The organism is Pseudomonas sp. HT11 (assembly GCF_044875395.1).
In the GTDB taxonomy this organism is placed as follows: domain Bacteria; phylum Pseudomonadota; class Gammaproteobacteria; order Pseudomonadales; family Pseudomonadaceae; genus Aquipseudomonas.
Genome location: NZ_CP173217.1, coordinates 5,620,602 through 5,639,981, shown reverse-complemented (window position 1 = coordinate 5,639,981; position 19,380 = coordinate 5,620,602). Strand labels below are relative to the sequence as shown.

Here is a 19,380-nt window from a genome sequence, read left to right as displayed (position 1 = left end):
CCGCAAAGTGACAGGGGCTTTTTCATGCGCCCGAAAAATCAGGCTTTATCGCGTGCCAGCAACGGCTTCAAGTAGTAACCGGTATGCGACTGCGGCATCTCGGAAACCTGCTCCGGTGTGCCCACCGCAATGATCTGGCCGCCCTTGGAGCCGCCTTCCGGCCCCAGGTCCACCAGCCAGTCGGCAGTCTTGATCACATCCAGGTTGTGCTCAATAACCACCACTGTATTGCCGTGGTCACGCAAGCGGTGCAGTACGTCCAGCAATTGCTGGATATCGGCGAAGTGCAGACCCGTGGTCGGCTCATCGAGGATATACAAAGTCTTGCCAGTGTCCCGCTTGGACAGCTCACGAGACAACTTCACCCGCTGCGCCTCGCCGCCGGACAAGGTTGTCGCCGATTGACCCAGCTTGATGTACGACAGGCCCACATCCATTAACGTTTGCAGCTTGCGCGCCAACGCAGGAACCGCGTCGAAGAACACCCGAGCTTCCTCGATGGTCATCTCCAGGGTTTCGTGGATGCTTTTGCCCTTGTACTTGATCTCCAGGGTTTCGCGGTTATAACGCTTGCTCTTGCACACGTCGCACGGCACGTAGATGTCCGGCAGAAAGTGCATCTCTACCTTGATCAGGCCATCGCCCTGGCACGCTTCGCAGCGCCCGCCCTTGACGTTGAACGAGAACCGGCCCGGCCCATAACCCCGCGAGCGGGATTCGGGTACGCCAGCAAACAGCTCGCGGATTGGGGTGAACAAGCCTGTATAGGTCGCCGGGTTGGAGCGTGGTGTACGGCCGATTGGGCTTTGGTCGATGTCGACGACTTTGTCCAGATGCTCCAGGCCCTTGATGCTGTCGTGCGCGGCCGCTTCCAGGGTGGTCGCGCCGTTCAAGGCGGTGGCACTCAGCGGGAACAGCGTGTTGTTGATCAGTGTCGACTTGCCCGAGCCGGAAACACCGGTCACGCAGGTCAAAAGACCCAGCGGAATTTCCAGGTCGACGTTGCGCAAGTTGTTACCGCGTGCGCCCTTCAGGTGCAGCGCCATTTTCTTGTTGCGTGGCGTACGTTTGGCCGGCACTTCAATCTTCACGCGGCCAGACAGGTACTTGCCGGTCAAAGAGTCCGGGTGAGCCATTACCTCGGCAGGCGTGCCCTCGGCAACAATATGGCCACCGTGCACACCCGCGCCCGGGCCGATGTCGACCACGTAGTCCGCCAGGCGAATCGCGTCTTCATCGTGCTCGACCACGATCACGGTGTTACCGATATCCCGCAGGTGCTTCAACGTCCCCAGCAGGCGGTCGTTGTCCCGTTGGTGCAGGCCAATCGACGGTTCATCGAGGATGTACAACACGCCCACGAGGCCAGCACCAATCTGGCTGGCCAAGCGAATCCGCTGAGCTTCACCGCCAGACAGCGTGTCCGCACTGCGATCCAGCGAAAGGTAGTCCAGGCCAACGTTAACCAGGAATTGCAGGCGCTCACGGATTTCCTTGAGGATCTTGTCTGCAATTTCCCCACGGCGGCCGGTCAGCTTGAGTACACCAAAATATTCACAGGCATCGCCAATCGGCAGGTTGGTTACGGCCGGCAGTGTCTTCTCGCCCACCCACACATGCCGTGCCTCGCGACGCAGACGCGTGCCGCGGCAATCCGGGCAAGGCTGAGTGCTGAGGAATTTGGCCAGCTCTTCACGCACGCTCGCCGACTCAGTCTCGCGGTAACGACGCTCCAGGTTCGGCACGATGCCTTCGAATGGGTGCGAGCGTTTGACGATGTCGCCACGGTCGTTCAGGTACTTGAAGTCGACATTCTGCGAGCCGCTGCCGTGCAGGATGACCTTCTGCTGCTCGGTCGGCAGCTGGTTGAACGGCACTTCCAGGCTGAACTTATAGTGCGAGGCCAATGACCCCAGCATCTGGAAGTAATAGACGTTACGCCTGTCCCAGCCGCGAATCGCACCCTCCGCCAAAGTCAGCTCACCGTTGACCAGGCGCTTGATGTCGAAGAACTGTTTAACGCCCAGGCCATCGCAGGTCGGGCAAGCACCGGCCGGGTTGTTGAAGGAAAACAGCTTGGGTTCCAGCTCGCTGATGGCGTGGCCGCAGATCGGGCAGGCAAAGCGCGCGGAGAAGATAACCTCTTCACCCGGCTCGTCGTCCATCGGTGCAACCAGCGCAATGCCATCCGCCAGCTTCAGCGCGGTTTCGAACGATTCGGCCAAACGCTGCTGCAAGTCGGCGCGCACCTTGAAGCGGTCGACCACCACATCAATGGAATGCTTCTTCTGCTTGTCGAGCTTCGGCGCTTCATCCAGCTCATACAGCTTGCCGTTGATGCGCGCGCGCACAAAACCTTGCGCACGCAGCTCTTCGAAGACCGAAAGGTGTTCGCCTTTACGCTCGCGAATCACCGGCGCCAGCAACATCAGCTTGGCGCCTTCCGGCTGGGCCAGCACCAGGTCGACCATCTGGCTGACGGTCTGGGCTTCCAGGGGAATATCGTGGTCCGGGCAGCGCGGAATACCCACACGCGCATACAGCAGACGCAGGTAGTCGTAGATTTCGGTGATGGTGCCCACGGTAGAGCGCGGGTTATGGGAGGTTGACTTCTGCTCGATGGAAATTGCCGGCGACAGGCCTTCAATGGTGTCGACGTCAGGCTTTTCCATCATCGACAGGAATTGCCGGGCATAGGCCGACAGCGATTCCACGTAGCGACGCTGACCTTCGGCATACAGCGTGTCGAACGCCAGGGACGATTTGCCGGAGCCGGACAGGCCGGTGATGACGATCAGTTTGTCCCGGGGCAGGGTCAGGTCGATGTTCTTCAGGTTGTGGGTTCTAGCCCCACGAATCAGGATCTTGTCCAAGATGGCCTCGCACGGCGGGCGTAAATAATGCAGGAGTATACGGCTAAAGACTGGATGAATATACACTGTCAAAGTGCCGGTTGCAGCCTTACATGAAAGCTGCGCGGCAAAGCGCCGCATATACCCTCTCAATCGATGGGACTGGTAGAATCGCCGCCGGTTCACACGAGGTTTTTCCATGCACGATCCCCACAGCGAACGCATGAGTAGCGGCGAGACCCGAGCAGCAAGCGGTCTGGCCCTGGTGTTCGCCTTCCGTATGCTTGGCATGTTTATGGTGTTGCCGGTGCTGGCGACCTATGGAATGGATCTCGCAGGCGCGACCCCCGCCCTGATCGGCCTGGCGATTGGCGCCTATGGCCTGACCCAGGCGCTTTTCCAGATTCCGTTCGGGATCATTTCCGACCGCATCGGCCGTCGCCCAGTGATTTACCTGGGGCTCATCGTGTTCGCGCTCGGCAGCGTGCTTGCCGCGCAGTCGGATTCGATCTGGGGCGTGATCGCCGGGCGCGTGTTGCAGGGCGCCGGCGCAATTTCTGCGGCCGTCATGGCGCTGCTCTCGGACTTGACCCGCGAACAACATCGCACCAAGGCCATGGCCATGATCGGCATGACCATCGGCCTGTCGTTCGCGGTGGCCATGGTGGTGGGTCCATTGCTGACGCGCGCCTTTGGTTTGCACGGACTGTTCCTGGCCACGGGCGGCATGGCGTTGTTCGGGATCTTGATCGTGGCCTTCATGGTGCCGCGCTCCACCGGCACTTTGCAGCACCGTGAGTCCGGCGTCGCACGCAAGGCATTGTTGCCGACGCTCAAGCACCCGGACCTGCTCCGTCTGGATTTAGGTATCTTCGTGTTGCACGCGATGCTGATGTGCAGCTTCGTCGCGCTGCCCCTGGCCCTGGTCGAAAAAGCCGGCCTGCCCAAGGAGCAGCACTGGTGGGTCTACCTGACAGCCTTGCTGATTTCGTTCTTCGCCATGATCCCGTTCATCATCTACGGCGAGAAGAAACGCAAAATGAAACGAGTTCTCCTGGGCGCCGTCGCGACATTGATGCTCACTGAGCTATTCTTCTGGGAGTTCGGCGATAGCCTGCGGGCGCTGGTGATCGGCACGGTGGTGTTCTTCACCGCGTTCAACCTGCTGGAGGCTTCGCTGCCTTCGCTGATCAGTAAAGTTTCACCGGCCGGTGGCAAGGGCACGGCGATGGGGGTTTATTCCACCAGCCAGTTCCTCGGCTCTGCGCTTGGCGGCATCATGGGCGGCTGGATGTTCCAGCATGGCGGTTTGTCGGTTGTGTTCCTCGGATGCGCCGGGCTGGCTGCCCTCTGGCTGGTCTTTGCTGTTACCATGCGCGAACCTCCGTACGTCACAAGCCTGCGCCTGCCGCTGTCGCCCGAAGCAATTCGTGAAGCTGGCCTGGTAGAGCGCCTGAAGGCCGTCGTCGGGGTAACAGATGCAGTGGTGGTCGCTGAAGAGGCGGCCATTTACATCAAATTGGACACCGAATTATTGGATCGCGCGACGCTCGAGCAACTGGTCAACCCAGTGCCGACAGCGCGCCCAGCTTAGGAGAACGTTATGGCCCGTGGGGTTAACAAAGTCATATTGGTCGGTACATGCGGCCAGGATCCCGAAGTTCGCTACTTGCCTAACGGTAACGCCGTGACCAACCTGAGTCTGGCGACCAGCGAACAGTGGACTGACAAGCAGACCGGCCAGAAGGTCGAGAAAACCGAATGGCACCGCGTGTCGATGTTCGGCAAGGTTGCAGAGATCGCCGGCGAGTACCTGCGCAAAGGTTCGCAGGTTTACATCGAAGGCAAACTGCAAACCCGCGAGTGGGAAAAAGACGGCATCAAGCGTTACACCACTGAAATCGTGGTCGACATGCAAGGCACCATGCAACTGCTCGGCGGCCGTCCACAGCAGGGCGACCAACAAGGCGGGGGCAACAACTACCAGCAGTCCGCTCCGGCCCCGCGCCAGCAGGCTCCGCGTCCGCAGCAGTCGGCACCGCAACAGTCGCGTCAGGCGCCGCCTCCACAACAGGCCGCCCCACAGCCTGCTCCGGATTTCGACAGCTTTGATGACGATATCCCGTTCTAATTCCTACCTAAGACTGTTTTGTTAGGTTTAGACCTGAGACCCCCGCGATGCGGGGGTTTTTTATTTCGCTAGACAGTCGTTACCTCGTGGTTGAATGCGTACTTAGTCGAGGTTCGCAATTTTATCTGCCGAGTCTCATTGTAGGGTGAGTGATGGCATGTTGATATCTTTTATCATTTTATAGTATTGTGCGGCAATTACTAATACGGCTTACGGAAGGGCGCCCGTGTACATCACTCGAATAAAAATTAAAAACTTTCGCTCATTGGTTGATGTTGAGATATTTCCTAGGAACTACACTGTTCTGGCGGGTGCCAACGATTCGGGGAAAAGTAATGTTCTACGCGCTCTGAACCTTTTTTTTAATAATCAAACTGATGTTGGTAAAAGTTTGGTTTTCGGTAATGATTACTGTCAGAAAGCAGTTGGTCGCGTCAATCGTGCTAAAGAGATCACTGTGGAGCTTGAAATTCAGCCACCTTTCAACTATACGGATAATGATCCTGTTGTTTGGCGTAAGGTTTGGCGAGAGGGATCAATTGTTCCTCACGATGAACAAGTAGGTATGGTAGGCGGCAAGCAGTTTAGTGCAAGATCGAAAACTGAGTATTGGTTACGGCAAATTGGATATGAATATGTTCCGGCTATTCGAGGAGAAGAATTTTTCTTCGCTTTAAAGAGAAGGCTGCATAATACTTTGGCTGAAACAATCGCTCCAAAGCTTGCAAAAGCTTCTGGCCAGTTTTTAAAAAGTATTCGAACTGAAGTTTCTGGTATTGAGGATGAGGCTTTAAGGTTGTTCAATCTCAAGACGGAGTTTTCTCTACCAACTGATTTAGGTAGTCTTTTTGAAATTCTAGACTTTAAAACTGCAGATAAGCATGCGGCAACTCCATTACAACATCGTGGTGATGGTGTCCAAGGGCGACACATTCCAATAATTCTGAGATTTCTTGCGGAACAGCGTAAAGCTAACTTCGCTAGAGGTAGACCTTCGCCTGAGACGATTTTCGGGTATGAAGAACCAGAGAATAATTTGGAACTAGCCAAGCAGATCGAGGAAGCTGAAGAGTTTTATAGTTGCTCCGACAGTATTCAGGTTTTACTTACAACCCACTCTCCTGCCTTTTATAGTGTGGCAAAGTCACAAGAGGATGCGTGTGCTTTATATGCTACTAGAAACAACGGCATTACTAGCTTTCAAGAGTCGACTACTACTCAGTCTCTTGATAATGGCTTAGGTTTGATGCCTTTCATTGAGCCGTATTTAAAGGTTGCAGCAGTCCAGCGAGAGGAATTATTGCTTCAGCTGAAGGGCATTAGCGCTCAATCATTGCATCATGATAAGTCATTGCTATGTGTTGAAGGTGATACTGATAAGGTTATCATTGAGAAAGCATGTTCAATTTTATTTGACCAGCCATTGCCATTCACGATATTCACGAAGTCCGGATCAGGGGCAGGTACAAATTGGGCAGTTGGATACGCCACTGCGCGTTCTGTTGTGCCCGATGTGAAAGGAAAAACTGCGATTCTTTTGGATAGCGACCAAGCTGGAGCGGACGCTGAAGAGATCTTGAATCAGCGAATGAAGGCTTTGGATTTAAAGGGGACACTGAAATATTTCAAACTTGGTAGATCAAATGGCGATGATGAGCTAAGGGAGGTGCTAAAGGCCGGCTTTAAGTTGTCAATCGCGATTGAAGAGATATGCGGTGCAGAGGCATGGGACCATGCCGAATCAAAAGGTTGGTTGGAAACACGAAAAGATGTTGTCCTACAGAACGCAGAGAAGCTTCCTCCCGATCAGTCGTTTGATTCATTGCTTGAGCTGAGTGTTTCCGATTGTAAATGCCGTCGTTTAATCCAGCGTCGAGTGAAATGGACGAAAAAAAATGACTTTGCTGCCTTTGTTGTGAAAAGGATGCAAGAAACATCTCAGGTGCCTGTAAGCTTGAAACAACTTGTTCAAGATGTTCACAAGTATTTCGCGTCTTAATCTATTGGCTAGTCGAGTTTGTTATACCCCGGTTGGCTGAGTCGCGTTACATAGCGCGCCAGCCCTACCTTTGGTGTGATGGCTGGCGTTTATTTTGTGTGATCCAGACGACAAAGTAGCCGGGTGAGCTTGCTAGAGTTGTCTCCGAGTTATTTCCTAGATCAGGCCTCTGCCGCAGCCGCTGTCACCACCATTTCCTGGAAGCGTTGCAGCACCGCCGAGCTGTCACCGACCCGCGTCGCCAAATGCAATGGCGCCATCAGGCTTTGGCAGTCCGTCAGTTCGCGATAAACAATGCCATCCCCCCTTAGCCGCTGCATGGACGCTGGCACGATGGAGACGCCAAGGCCCGCCGCCACCAGGCTCAATGTCGCGGTCATGCGCGGCGCTTCCTGGACCACCTGCGGGCTGAAACCCGCTTCACGGCAGGCCACCAGAATCGCGTCATACAAACCCAGCCCGACGCGACGCCGATAGAGCACGAAGGCTTCGGTGGCCAGTGCCGCCAGGGGCAGGGGAGTTGCGGCGTCGTTTGCCAGCGGGTGATCGGTAGGCAGCGCCAACAGCATCGGCTCCACCAGAATGGGCTGGTCCTGCAGCGTTTGACTGCCGCTGAGCGGCGAGCGGATAAACGCCGCGTCGAGTCTTTCATGGGCCAGCGCGTCCAGCAGCTCGCCGGTACCCGCTTCTTCCAGGGCCACCGAGACGCCGACAAACGTTTCGCGAAACACGCGCAAAACGCTCGGCACGAACGGGTGCAATGCCGCCGAACTGGTAAAACCGATAGCCAACCGACCACGCTCACCGCGGGCGGCGCGCCGCACGATATCGGCGATCCCATCGGCACGCGCCAAGACTTCTCGTGCTTCATCCAGCAACGCCAGGCCGGCAGTCGTGGGGCGCACGCCGCGCGGCAGGCGCTCCATCAGTGTCACGCCTAGCTCGGCCTCCAGGCTTTGCAGCATCCGGGTCAGCGGCGGTTGTTGCATGCCTAAGCGTTGCGCCGCGCGGGTGATATAGCCTTCCTCGGCAATCGCTACGAAGGCTCTGAGTTGGCGAAGCTCCAGCATAGGGATACTTTCAAGGTATGGGAGGTTGCCAATCCTGGCATTTGTTCTCATGGCTCACAAGATTTAGGCTGTGGCCACTCTCGAAAAGAAGGAAAGCCGTGATGACCTGGTCAGCCAAGCAATACACGATGTTTGAACAGCAGCGCACCCGCCCGGTTCGTGACCTGGTCGCGGCCATTCCAGATAGCCCGGTAAAAACTGCGGTCGACCTCGGTTGTGGCCCCGGTAACTCCACCGAAGTTCTGGCCGAGCGTTTCCCACAGGCGCACGTCACCGGCATGGACAGTTCCGGCGACATGCTGATCGATGCACGCAAACGCCTGCCGGCGCTGAACTTCGAATTGGCCGACATCGGCACCTGGGCACCGGCACAGCCGTGTGACGTGATTCTGGCCAACGCTTCGCTGCAATGGCTGCCGGACCACGCCACGCTGTATCCGCACTTGGTCAATCAGCTGACGCCCGGCGGCACCCTGGCCGTGCAGACCCCCGACAACCTGGACGAGCCTGCCCACCGCTTGGCGCGCGAAGTTGCTGCCCAGGGCCCATGGGCGGCGAAGATCGGTTCGGTCAAACACAATGAACGGCACGCGGCGAGCTATTACTACGAGCTGTTGAGCAAGCACTGCAGCACTGTCGATGTGTGGCGCACCACCTACCTGCACCCACTGGCGGATCACGCCGCTGTGGTGGAATGGTTCAAGGGGTCGGCATTACGGCCCTTTCTTGCACCGTTGACCGAGCGCGAAAAAGTCGCCTTTCTGCATGAATATCAGGCGCGGATTGCCCAGGCGTATCCAGCACTGGGCGATGGCACTGTGTTGCTGCCGTTCCCTCGCCTTTTCATCATCGCGACTCGTTAAGGCTCGGTACACAAGTGGCGGTCATGCCGTCGCCGCTTGTGCCTTCAAGTACTCATCCGTCGACACCACGTCTGCGTAGGCAAAAGCCAGTGAAGCCATATAGGCCCCATGCACCTGGGCTGCCGGAATCACTTGCCCGTTAAATTCCAGGTCCCGTGTCGCACACGCGTCATGCAGCAGCGTGATCTTGTAGCCCAGGTCCGCCGCAGCCCGCACCACAGCGTCGATGCACATATGGCTCATGTTGCCCGCCACAACCACTTCGGTGATGGCCCGTTGCTCCAGCAATGCCCGCAGATCTGTCCCGCGAAACGCATTCACAAAGTGCTTGAGCACCACCGGTTCATTCGCCTCGTTCACGGCCTTGGCATGCAGGTGCGCGCCCTCGGAGCCCGGTGTGAAAAAGGGTGCGTCCTCGGAGGTGAACTCATGGCGCACGTGAATCACCGCGTCGCCCTTCTGGCGAAAGGCCTGCAGCACCTGCACTGCGTTGTCTGCCGCCGCGTCCACGCCGTCGAGCGGCCACTTGCCTGCAGGGAAGTAGTCGTTCTGAATGTCGATGAGGATGAGCGCTTGCTTGGCCATGGGTGATGTCTCGTTGCAGAGGAATGGGCCCGGTATCTTAGCTGGCGCCAGCCGCAGCGGCTGAGGGAATCGTGCAGAACGCCGCCTGTTCAACCGCCTGTCGTGCAGAATAAGACAGGCCAACTGCCATCGCTTTTTAAGCAACTGATTGATTTAAAGACGCTCTTTCCTGAAACCGCCTTGGCCTGATCCCTGCAACCATTGGTGTACACACATGGCGGGATAGCCAAGGGGGACGCATGACCCCGACTCAACGCAAGAAGCTGGTGGTTGCTCATTCCACGCGAGCGGGCGCGCCGCAGCACGAGGTTGAAACCAACCGCGCGCTGGCGCGATGGCTGGCACAGATTCTGGGGCTGAAATTCGGCGGCAGTTACGACCCGCAGCAACATGCCGGACGTGACGTGTACGTGCTGCCAACGCAAACCCTGGTGGGCGCCGCCCAGGCGCTGGCGCTGAAGGTAAAAGGCCCAGAGGATGTGTGGGGCGGTTACGTCGACTACGATTTCATCTGCACCAAAGCCATCACCCATGGCCTGCTCAGCCCCGAAGCGACGGCGCCGGAAGGCTGGTCGTCGGCGTTTGCCGAGCGGGTGCGCCCGGTCGTGCTTGATGGCCTTGGCGTCTTTGCCCTTGAAGATGCATTGCCCGCCGCCACGCGCTTGCTTTACAGCGGGCCGATCCGCCTGAAGCCCGTGCATGCCTGCGCCGGTCGGGGGCAGGAAGTTATCCACAGTCTCGACGAGTTCGAAGCGCTGCTGGCGCGGCCCGACGTGGCAACGCTTTTTACCGAAGGCGTGGTGCTCGAGCAGGACTTGCACGAGGTGATCACCCACAGTGTGGGCCAGAGTTTTATCGGCGGTCACGTCATCAGCTATTGCGGCGAGCAGTACCTCACTGAGGACGGGCAGGGCGAAGCGGTCTACGGCGGCTCCGACTTACTCGTCGTGCCTGGCTCCTACGCAGACCTGCTGAAGCTCGACCTGCCCGACGACGTGCGCGAGGCCATCGAACAAGCCCAGGTTTTCGACACCGCCGCCGATGAGGCCTACCCTGGTTTCTATGCCTCGCGCCGCAACTACGACATTGCCCAAGGCCTGGACAGTGACGGCCAACGCCGCAGCGGCGTGCTCGAACAATCCTGGCGCATGGGCGGCGCCAGCAGCGCGGAAGTCGCGGCGCTGCAAAGCTTCATCAATAACCCGAGCCTGCGTGCCATCCACGTTTCATCGGTGGAAACCTACGTGGACCAACCGCTGCCGGCGGACGCCATCGAGGTGTACCGCGGCCCTGCAGACAACAGCGACTTTCTTCTCAAGTACGTGACGGTTAAATCTTATGACGGCTAGAAGTGAAAGCATTGCGATCGACATCGACGACGAACAAATGAGCGGGACATTCCTGAGCCCTAAATCCAAAGTGCCAGGCGTGTTGTTTGTGCACGGCTGGGGCGGTAGCCAGGAGCGCGACCTCGAGCGCGCCAAAGGCATCGCCGGCCTGGGCTGCGTATGCCTGACCTTTGATTTGCGCGGCCACGCCGGCACTGGTATTCCGTTGTCGCGCGTTACCCGCGAAGACAACCTGCGCGACCTGCTGGCGGCCTACGACCGCTTGCTGTCGCACCCGGCCATCGACACCTCGGCCGTGGCGGTGGTGGGCACCAGTTATGGGGGTTACCTGGCGGCGATCCTCACCTCACTGCGCCCGGTGCGCTGGCTGGCGCTGCGCGTGCCGGCGCTGTACCGCGACCAGGAATGGCTCAAGCCCAAGCGCGACCTGGATAAGGCCGACCTGATGGATTACCGCAGCACGCTGGTACACGCCGAAACCAATCGCGCCCTGCATGCCTGCGCGCAATTCACCGGCGATGTGCTGATCGTCGAGTCGCAGACCGACGATCACGTGCCGCATGCCACCATCATGAGCTACCGCGCGGCGTGCCAGCAGACACATTCGTTGACCCACCGCATCATCGACGGCGCCGATCACTCGTTGAGTGATCCGGTGTCTCAGCAGGCCTACACCTCAATCCTGGTGGACTGGATTACCGAGATGGTAGTGGGTGAGCGGTTGAGCATCATCCAGGCCCGATAAAGCGTTGCCCTCTCAAGCGCCATCGCGGGCAAACCCGCTCCCACAGTGGAATGCATTCCCAATGTGGGAGCGGGCTTGCCCGCGATGGCGCCGGTCCTGCCAACACTGCATCAAGCCGGTGTCTTTTTAACCCGCAACGCCTTGGCCTTAGCCTCCACCGCGAGGTACATCACCAACGCAATCAGCAGCGGCAAAATAAAGTAGATCGCGCGGTAGGCGATCAAACCGGCAAGCAAGCTGCCGCGCGACGCCTCATGCTGCAGCAAGCCGATAAACACTGCCTCCAGCACCCCAAGCCCCGCCGGGATATGTGTAACCACGCCGGCAATCGCGCTGATCAGCAACACGCCCAGCACCAGTGGATAGTCCAGCTTGGCCGGCAACAAGGTGAAGATCACCGCCGCCATCAGTGACCAGTTCAGCGCGCCCATTGCCAGCTGTAAACAGGCCATGCGCAGCGAAGGCAGGTTGATCTCGATGCCCTTGATCGACCACGCGCGCTTTGTCGAAAACCGGCAGGCTGCCAGGTAGCCGAGGCTGACCAACACCAGCAACACACCAATGCCTTGCAAGGCCAGGGTGCTGACTTTCCACCCGGGCGGCATCGTCACCAAACCGCTGCTGAACACCACACCGGCCAGCGCCATATAGCCGAACCAATTGGTGGCCAGGCTCAGCCCAAGAATCTTGGCGATATTGCCGGTGCTTACCCCGAGCCGCGAATACAGCCGGTAACGCATGGCAATCCCGCCGACCCACGCGCTCAGGTTGAGGTTGAACGCGTAGCTGATGATTCCCACCGGCAGGATTTGCCTCCAACCCAGCGGTTGGCGGATGTAAGTGCGGCCGATGAGGTCGAAACTGGCGTAGACGAGAAAACTGCACAGGGTCAGCGCGCCGGCGATCAACAACGTGCGCAGCTTGAAGTCGCCGAGCGTCTGCAGCACTTCGCTCCAGTCGATGCGCCGTGCGAGCAGGGTGAACAGCGCGATCAACACCAGGAAGAAGACGACGGTCAGCGGCTTCTTCCAGCGTTTGAGTCGTGAACCACCGGCTTCAGAGGTCATGGGCCTGGCTCTCGAAGGGTTTCAAACGCGGCTTGTGCGCGGGCAGCCAGCCCGTCAGCACGGGGAAGTGGCGCATCACATGAAACACCAAAAAACCCACGGTCAACCGCCATAACCACAGGCGTGGCTTGCGATTTTCCGGCATGGTCTGGCAGTGCTCGCGGGCGAGCAGTTCCAGGCGTTCATACAGCTGCTGGTTGAACGCGCGGTCGCGAATCAACACGTTGGCTTCCAGGTTCAGGGACAGGCTCAATGGGTCCAGGTTGCTTGAGCCTACGGTGCTCCACTCGTCGTCCACCAACGCGACTTTGCCGTGTAGCGGGCGCTGGCAATACTCATGGATCACCACGCCGTCCTTGAGCAAATAGTCATAAAGCATGCGCGCTGCCAGCTTGGCCAACAGCACGTCGGGCTGGCCCTGCATGATCAGTTGCACGTGCACGCCACGGCGCGCGGCATTGCGAATCTCGCGCAGCAGGCGGTAGCCGGGGAAGAAGTAGGCGTTGGCAATCACCACGCGTTTTTGCGCCTTGCTCAAGGCGTGGATATAGGCCTCTTCGATATCGTCGCGATGCTGCACGTTGTCGCGGTAAATCAAACGTACCAGGCCGTCCTCATTGGCCGTTGTCCACGGTGTCGGCCGTTGCTGGCGCCGTCGCCAGCCGCGCCGCGTGCGCACCTGGCGACCGCTTTGGGCCAGGGCGAAATGATGCAGGTCGGCGACCGCAGGGCCGGTCACGCGCACGGCATAATCCTGCTTGGCTTCGGGGCCGAAATCGCCCAGATGGTCGGCAGAAAAATTGATCCCGCCGATAAACGCCACGGTGGCGTCCACCACCACGATCTTGCGGTGCAGGCGACGGAACCAGTTGGTGCGAATCCCCAGCGTTTTCGACGCCGGGTCAAACATCTGCACCAGCACGCCAGCCTCGGCCAGCTCACCGAGAAACGCCGGGCTCAGCTCGCCGCAGCCAAACCCGTCGAGGCTGGCCACCACCTTGACGCCGCGCTGCGCCGCCTCGATCAGGATGCCTTTGAGTTCATGGCCGACCTTGTCTTCGAACAGAATAAAGGTCTCCAGCAGGATCTCCCGCTGGGCCTCGCGCATCGCGTCGAAGACCCTGGGGAAGTAAGCCTCGCCGTTCTCCAGCAACTCAAGACGGTTGCCACTCTGCCAGCCGTAATCGACATCACGCGCCTTGGCGTCGTCGGGCGGCTGGTCGGTGGCAATGTGCTCTACCGCGACGGTCATAACTCGATCTCCACCGACAATGGCACATGGTCTGACAGATGCGACCACGGCCGGGTAGTCAGTACCTTGGGGTTGTGAATTTTCAGGTTGCGCACATAGATGCGGTCCAGCGGTAACAGCGGCAGGCGCGCCGGAAACGTACGCGCGTGCTTACCCGTGGCGTCAACAAACACTTCTCTGAGGCCGCTCTGGCTCAGGTCGGCCTTCTGGCGCCAGTCATTGAAATCACCGGCCACCACCAGCGGCGCGTCGGCCGGGATTTCGCTGATGCGCTGTTCCAGCAAGCGCAATTGCTGCTGACGATGCACTTCGCGCAGGCCCAAGTGCATGCAGATCGCATGCACCTCTTGGCCGGTGCCGGGCAGGCGCAATACGCAATGCAGCAGCCCGCGGCTTTCATGGCCGCTTTGCGAGATGTCGAGGTTGTCGTAGCGCACGATCTGGAATTTGGACAACAACGCGTTGCCGTGGTCGCCATGCGGGTAGACCGCGTTGCGCCCGTAAGCGAACTGCGGCCAGATGCTGTCGGCCAGGAACTCGTATTGCGGCATCTTCGGCCAGTCCTGGTAGCGCTGGGGATGGCGTTCGTGAGTGCCGTGGATTTCCTGCAAGAACACCATGTCGGCGCCCACGCTGCGCACCGCTTCACGCAGCTCGGGCAGGATGAAGCGGCGGTTCAGCGCGGTGAAACCCTTGTGGATGTTCACCGTCAGCACTTTGAAGCGCGTGATGGCGGTGGTGGGCGTGGCGGGGATCAATTCCGGATGAGTCATGGCAGCACCCCGGGTTCCGGCAACTTGCCGGGCTCGGTGGCCAAGTGCTTATCCAGCTCGAAGCGCTGCAACAGTTGGCGCGCATCGAAGGGCGCGCGCACTTTGATGTCGTTGTCGAAATAGCAAAAAATATCGCGTTGCTTGCGCGCGCGTGGCGTGTGTTTCGGGTCGACCAACTGCGCATCCGCCGGTTGTTTGCCCTGGCGCCAGCGATCGATGCGGTCACCCCAACGCTTGATCGCCTCGGCGGTGTAGCCGCTGGCGTAGAGCTTCTTGTCACCGTGCAGGCGCAGGTACAGGAAGTTGGCGGTGACGTCTTCGATATACGGCCACTTGCCGGCGGTATCGGCGACCACCAGTGCCACGCCGTGCTTGTCCAGCATCTGCACAAACTCCGGTACTGCAAAACTCTTGTGGCGAATTTCCACCGCATGACGCAGCGGCTTTTTGCCATGGGCTTGCATGCTCGCCTTGCCGTTCAGGCGCGGCTCGTGCTCGCGGGCGAGGTCGGCGGCCTGTTGGGTGTCGGTGGGGAGTTGCTGAAGAAAGGCTTCAAACAGCGGCGGGTCGAATGTGAAGCTGGGCGGGAATTGCCAGAGGATCGGCCCGAGTTTTTCTTTCAGTTCCAGCACCCCGGAAGCAAAGAAATTGGCCATCGGCTTGTGCACATCGCGCAAGCGCAGAATGTGGGTGATATAGCGCGGTGCCTTCACGCTGAACATGAAATTATCAGGCGTGTCGGCGTACCACTCGGCATAACGCTTGGGTGTTTGCAGGGCGTAAAACGAGCCGTTGATTTCGATGCTGTTGACGGCGCGTGACGCAAATTGCAATTCGCGTTTCTGGGTCAGGCCCTCGGGGTAGAAATCCCCCCGCCAGGGCGTGTAGCGCCAGCCGGAAATGCCGATGTGAATCGCCGCCATAATTGCTCCCGTGGATGTAGGGTCAAGTGACCTCCGTTTTGGGATGACTGCGGTTTTTGTCGGAAAGTTTCGCCGTTCCTACAGACGGTACGAGGTAAAGAATGTGGGCGCGGGCTGCCTGCGATAGCGGTAGGTCAGGCGATGAATGCGACGCTGGCGTACCGCAATCGCAGGCAAGCCAGCGCCCACATTGGATGTGCGGCGTGCTGAATCAGTGCCCGACTACCGTGCGCGTCGAGCTGTCGGCATACACCGGCCCCAACCGGTCCAGCCGACCGCTCCACGCCGTCAGTGCCAGGGCCACCAACACCACTGAGCCGCCGATCCACGCGGTGTGGATCAAGCCCATGTGCGCCACGATCAAGCCCCCAGCCCAGGCGCCGCCGGCAATTCCGAGGTTGAACGCCGCAATGTTCAAGCCCGACGCCACATCCACCGCCTGCGGGGTGTGACGTTCAGCCTGGCGCACCACGTACACCTGCAGGCCCGGCACATTGCCGAAGGCGACCGCGCCCCACACCAGGACGGTGGCCAGCGCCAGCCAGGGATTGCTGGCGGTCAGGGTGAGGATGAACAGCACCGCCGCGAGCAGGGCGAAGATGATTTTCAACGCGCTGATCGGGCCGCGTTTATCGGCCAGCTTGCCGCCCCAGATATTCCCCACCGCCACCGAGATGCCGTACACCAGCAGCACCAGGCTGACGGTGCCGGCGCTGAAGCCGGAAATGTCCTGAAGGATCGGCGCCAGAAAGGTAAACGCGATGAACGAGCCGCCGTAGCCGATGGCGGTCATGGCGTACACAAGCAGCAAACGTGGCTGCTTGAGCACTTGCAGTTGTTGCAGCAACGAGGCGGGTTTGCGGTGGGCGATGCTGTTCGGCACATAGATCAGGCTGCCGACAAACGCGATCACCCCCAGGGCCGAGACAGCGAGGAACGTTTCCCGCCAGCCGAAGTGCTGGCCGATAAACGTGCCCAGCGGCACGCCGGTGACCAGTGCAACGGTCAAGCCGGTAAACATGATCGCAATCGCGCTGGCGGCTTTCTCCTTGGGCACCAGGCTGGTGGCGATGGTCGAGCCAATCGAGAAAAACACCCCGTGGGCCAGGCCGGTGACGATTCGCGCCAGCACCAGCGATTCATAACTCGGCGCCTGCCAGGCCAACAGGTTGCCAAGGGTGAACAGCACCATCAGCGACAACAGCAGTAGTTTGCGCGGCACCTTGCCGGTGAGGGCGGTGAGCACCGGCGCGCCAATGGCAACGCCCAAGGCGTACAGGCTGACCAGCAAGCCGGCGGACGGCAGGTCGACGCCCAGGTCGGCGCCGATGGTGGGTAACAGGCCAACGATGACGAACTCGGTCGTCCCGATGGCAAAAGCGCTGAGGGTCAGCGCGAGCAGGGCAATGGGCATGGCTGCAACTCCGATGGGTGTGATTCAGGAGCGCAGTGTCAGGATTTGGCGTGTGCGGAAAAAGACAGTGATCGGCATTTGATAGTTGACCGGGAGGCAAAGATGCCCAATGGCGGGGAACGATCAAGGCTCAAACCCGTCAGTTCCTTACAGACCCTGCTGATGGAGCCCGGTGTTTTGCTGAATTTAAAGACTGCATTACTGCTTGGTGCGCTGCTGCTGTGTGGCAATGGCGCGCTGCAAGCTGCTACGCCTGCGGCCGCCGCAGCGCCGGCCACGCCTGCCGCAGCGGCTGAACCGGCCAAACCGGAGTTGCTGGTCGAGGGCGGCTTGCTGGGCGCCATCAGTTCCAGCATTGACGATGTACAAGACAAGCTCGACCTCAACCAGAACCTCATCGACGCCTGGCGCTTGCGTGCCGATCGCGCGGCGGATGAGGTGGGGCGCCTGGTCGACCAGACGGCTGAGCGCTCGCCGTGGAGCGTGGCCGGCGACTTCCTGCTGCTGTCCGGCGTCTGGGTTGGCGCCTTTGCGGTGTTGACTCTGCTGGGGCACTTTGTTGTGCAGCGCTTGAGTCGGCGGCATTTCGTCGAACGACGCGAACGCTTGCTGGCAGTCTTGGGGTATGTGGTGCCCTACACGATCCCCGCGCTCATCTGTCTGCCGCTGACCCTCTACGTCAGCCACTTCCTGGCCTCGTCGGTGGGTCGCGCGCTGGCACTGTGTTTTGCCTACGCCACCAGCAGCGGCATCTTTTCCACGTCGATGTTGCTGTGCGTGATCGTCATGTTCAATCTCGGCCACAAGCGCCCGGCCGTGCAGATCATTCGCAACTACTGCCCCAAGCCGCTGTTTCTGATCGGCTTCCTGGCCGCCCTCAGCGACGCGCTGACCAGCCCGCAGATCGCCCGACAGTTGGGTGGCAATATCACCAGCAGCATCGCGGTTTTCACCGGCCTGTTCGCGGCGGTGATTTTCGGTGTATTGGTGGTGCGCCTGCGCCGGCCGGTGGCGCATTTGATCCGCAATCGGCCACTGGCCCAGCGCCTCAAACACCCTGCGCTGCAGCAATCGCTGCGAGTGTTTTCCGGGCTGTGGTACTGGCCGATTCTGTTGATGGTGCTGGTTTCGGCGATCAACCTGATCGGCGCTGGCGACGATAACCAGAAGGCGCTGCGCTGTGCGCTGTTCACCACGATTTTGCTGATCGGCACGGTGTTTCTCAGCACGGTGCTGCAACACCTGTTCAAGTCCCGCAGCCAGGTGGCGATCCAGCGCAGCAGCGCCTACAAGGAGCGCTTCCTCAGCCTGTTGCACGCGATCTTACGCATCGCCATGGCCATCGCGTTTATCGAAATTCTGGGGCGTATCTGGGGCATCTCGCTGTTCGAATTTGCCCAGCGTAACTCGGTGGGCCGCGCGATCAGCGACTCCCTGAGCAGCATCGGCCTGATCCTGCTGATGACCTGGCTGTTCTGGGTGGTGCTCGACACCGCGATTCAGGAAGCGCTGAAACCGCCGGTTAATAAACGCTCCAGCCGTCAGCCGAGTACGCGGGTCAAAACCATCCTGCCGCTGCTGCGTAACGCGGTGAAAATCATCCTGGTGGTGATCTGCGCGATCACCACCATGGCCAACCTTGGCATCAACGTCGCGCCGCTGCTGGCCGGTGCCGGTGTGGTCGGTCTGGCCATCGGTTTTGGCTCGCAGCAATTGGTGCAGGACGTGATCACTGGCCTGTTCATCATCATCGAGGACACGCTGTCCATCGGTGATTGGGTCGTGCTCGACTCGGGCCACGCCGGTACCGTCGAAGGCCTGACCATCCGTACGTTGCGCCTGCGTGACGGCAAAGGTTTTGTGCACTCGGTGCCGTTCGGGCAGATCAAGGCGGTCACCAACCAGTCGCGGCAATTTGCCTATGCGTTCTTCTCGGTGCAGTTCACCTACGACACCGATGTGGACAAGGCCGTGGACCTGATCCGCGAGGCCGGGCAATCGATTCGCGATGACGTGTTCCTCAAGTACAACCTGCAAGGGCCGCTGGAGGTGTTTGGCGTCGACAAGATGGACCTCAACGGCGTGGTGCTGACCGCGCAATTCCGCACGGTGTCGGGCGGGCAATACGCGGTGAGCCGCGCGTTCAACCAGCGCTTGAAAAAGCTTGTGGATAACTGTGATGAGGTGCACTTCGCGCAAACTTATCCACAGCAGGTCTTGCTGCCCAAGCGCACGGCGCAGGTGGATGAGCCGGATGAGGAAGCGCCGGCTTCGGTGGTGTTGACCGAGCAGCCGCGTACCCAGTGAGGGAAGGTGTCTGGGCTGGCCCCATCGCGGGCAAGCCCGGCTCCCACCTT

Annotated in this window: 15 protein-coding genes; 7 read left to right on the top strand and 8 right to left on the bottom strand. The window is 59.5% G+C overall.

Annotation, left to right across the window (positions count from 1 at the left end; all coding sequences use genetic code 11):
• Nucleotides 1-38: 38 nt before the first annotated feature.
• Nucleotides 39-2,873 carry an excinuclease ABC subunit UvrA gene (uvrA, locus tag ABWL43_RS26025; protein WP_404485337.1) on the bottom strand — a complete coding sequence of 945 codons (2,835 nt, stop codon included), beginning with the start codon at nucleotides 2,871-2,873 and terminating at the stop codon, nucleotides 39-41.
• A gap of 178 nt (nucleotides 2,874-3,051) precedes the next feature.
• On the opposite strand from uvrA, the gene ABWL43_RS26020 reads away from it, so the two are divergent.
• The 3 genes from ABWL43_RS26020 (at nucleotide 3,052) to ABWL43_RS26010 (ending at nucleotide 6,982) form a co-directional block, all read left to right on the top strand.
• The gene (locus ABWL43_RS26020; RefSeq protein ID WP_404485334.1) at nucleotides 3,052-4,446 is read left to right on the top strand and encodes an MFS transporter; all 1,395 of its coding nucleotides are present in this window, start codon (nucleotides 3,052-3,054) and stop codon (nucleotides 4,444-4,446) included.
• A gap of 9 nt (nucleotides 4,447-4,455) precedes the next feature.
• Complete coding sequence (locus tag ABWL43_RS26015; RefSeq protein WP_010467282.1) at nucleotides 4,456-4,983, top strand: single-stranded DNA-binding protein; 528 nt, start codon at nucleotides 4,456-4,458, stop codon at nucleotides 4,981-4,983.
• 226 nt (nucleotides 4,984-5,209) lie between these two features.
• Nucleotides 5,210-6,982, top strand: a complete 1,773-nt coding sequence (locus tag ABWL43_RS26010; protein WP_404485331.1) for an ATP-dependent nuclease — start codon at nucleotides 5,210-5,212, stop codon at nucleotides 6,980-6,982.
• Nucleotides 6,983-7,143: 161 nt separating this feature from the next.
• On the opposite strand, the gene ABWL43_RS26005 is transcribed toward ABWL43_RS26010, so the two are convergent.
• On the bottom strand, nucleotides 7,144-8,052 hold the full coding sequence (locus ABWL43_RS26005; protein WP_404485328.1) for a LysR family transcriptional regulator: 909 nt from the start codon (nucleotides 8,050-8,052) through the stop codon (nucleotides 7,144-7,146).
• Between the two features lie 101 nt (nucleotides 8,053-8,153).
• On the opposite strand from ABWL43_RS26005, the gene tam reads away from it, so the two are divergent.
• Nucleotides 8,154-8,915 (top strand): trans-aconitate 2-methyltransferase, encoded by a 762-nt coding sequence (gene tam / locus ABWL43_RS26000; RefSeq protein ID WP_242201312.1) that lies wholly within the window; start codon nucleotides 8,154-8,156, stop codon nucleotides 8,913-8,915.
• A gap of 21 nt (nucleotides 8,916-8,936) precedes the next feature.
• On the opposite strand, the gene ABWL43_RS25995 is transcribed toward tam, so the two are convergent.
• Nucleotides 8,937-9,500, bottom strand: coding sequence for a cysteine hydrolase family protein (locus ABWL43_RS25995; protein ID WP_404485325.1), 564 nt, complete (start codon nucleotides 9,498-9,500; stop codon nucleotides 8,937-8,939).
• A 239-nt stretch (nucleotides 9,501-9,739) separates the two neighbouring features.
• Here ABWL43_RS25995 and ABWL43_RS25990 point away from each other — a divergent pair, with 239 nt between their 5' ends.
• Together ABWL43_RS25990 and ABWL43_RS25985 are read left to right on the top strand one after the other, a co-directional pair.
• Entirely contained in the window at nucleotides 9,740-10,849 is a 1,110-nt protein-coding gene (locus tag ABWL43_RS25990; protein ID WP_404485322.1) for a DUF3182 family protein, read from the top strand.
• Complete coding sequence (locus tag ABWL43_RS25985; RefSeq protein WP_145162677.1) at nucleotides 10,839-11,594, top strand: S9 family peptidase; 756 nt, start codon at nucleotides 10,839-10,841, stop codon at nucleotides 11,592-11,594. The genes ABWL43_RS25990 and ABWL43_RS25985 overlap by 11 nt, the downstream gene beginning before the upstream one ends.
• Nucleotides 11,595-11,704: 110 nt before the next feature.
• On the opposite strand, the gene ABWL43_RS25980 is transcribed toward ABWL43_RS25985, so the two are convergent.
• The 5 genes from ABWL43_RS25980 to ABWL43_RS25960 form a co-directional block, all read right to left on the bottom strand.
• Nucleotides 11,705-12,661 (bottom strand): lysylphosphatidylglycerol synthase domain-containing protein, encoded by a 957-nt coding sequence (locus ABWL43_RS25980; protein ID WP_404485319.1) that lies wholly within the window; start codon nucleotides 12,659-12,661, stop codon nucleotides 11,705-11,707.
• Entirely contained in the window at nucleotides 12,651-13,913 is a 1,263-nt protein-coding gene (gene clsB, locus ABWL43_RS25975; RefSeq protein WP_262208812.1) for a cardiolipin synthase ClsB, read from the bottom strand. The genes ABWL43_RS25980 and clsB overlap by 11 nt, the downstream gene beginning before the upstream one ends.
• A complete protein-coding gene (locus ABWL43_RS25970; RefSeq protein ID WP_404485317.1) occupies nucleotides 13,910-14,686 on the bottom strand; it encodes an endonuclease/exonuclease/phosphatase family protein in 777 nt (258 codons plus the stop codon). Before ABWL43_RS25970 ends, clsB begins: the two co-directional genes overlap by 4 nt.
• Nucleotides 14,683-15,609 (bottom strand): DUF72 domain-containing protein, encoded by a 927-nt coding sequence (locus ABWL43_RS25965; protein ID WP_404485314.1) that lies wholly within the window; start codon nucleotides 15,607-15,609, stop codon nucleotides 14,683-14,685. The genes ABWL43_RS25970 and ABWL43_RS25965 overlap by 4 nt, the downstream gene beginning before the upstream one ends.
• A 211-nt stretch (nucleotides 15,610-15,820) precedes the next feature.
• Nucleotides 15,821-17,023: an MFS transporter gene (locus ABWL43_RS25960; protein WP_404485311.1), complete on the bottom strand. Its 1,203-nt coding sequence runs from the start codon at nucleotides 17,021-17,023 to the stop codon at nucleotides 15,821-15,823.
• A gap of 177 nt (nucleotides 17,024-17,200) precedes the next feature.
• On the opposite strand from ABWL43_RS25960, the gene ABWL43_RS25955 reads away from it, so the two are divergent.
• Nucleotides 17,201-19,330, top strand: a complete 2,130-nt coding sequence (locus ABWL43_RS25955) for a mechanosensitive ion channel family protein (protein WP_404485308.1) — start codon at nucleotides 17,201-17,203, stop codon at nucleotides 19,328-19,330.
• Nucleotides 19,331-19,380: the final 50 nt, after the last annotated feature.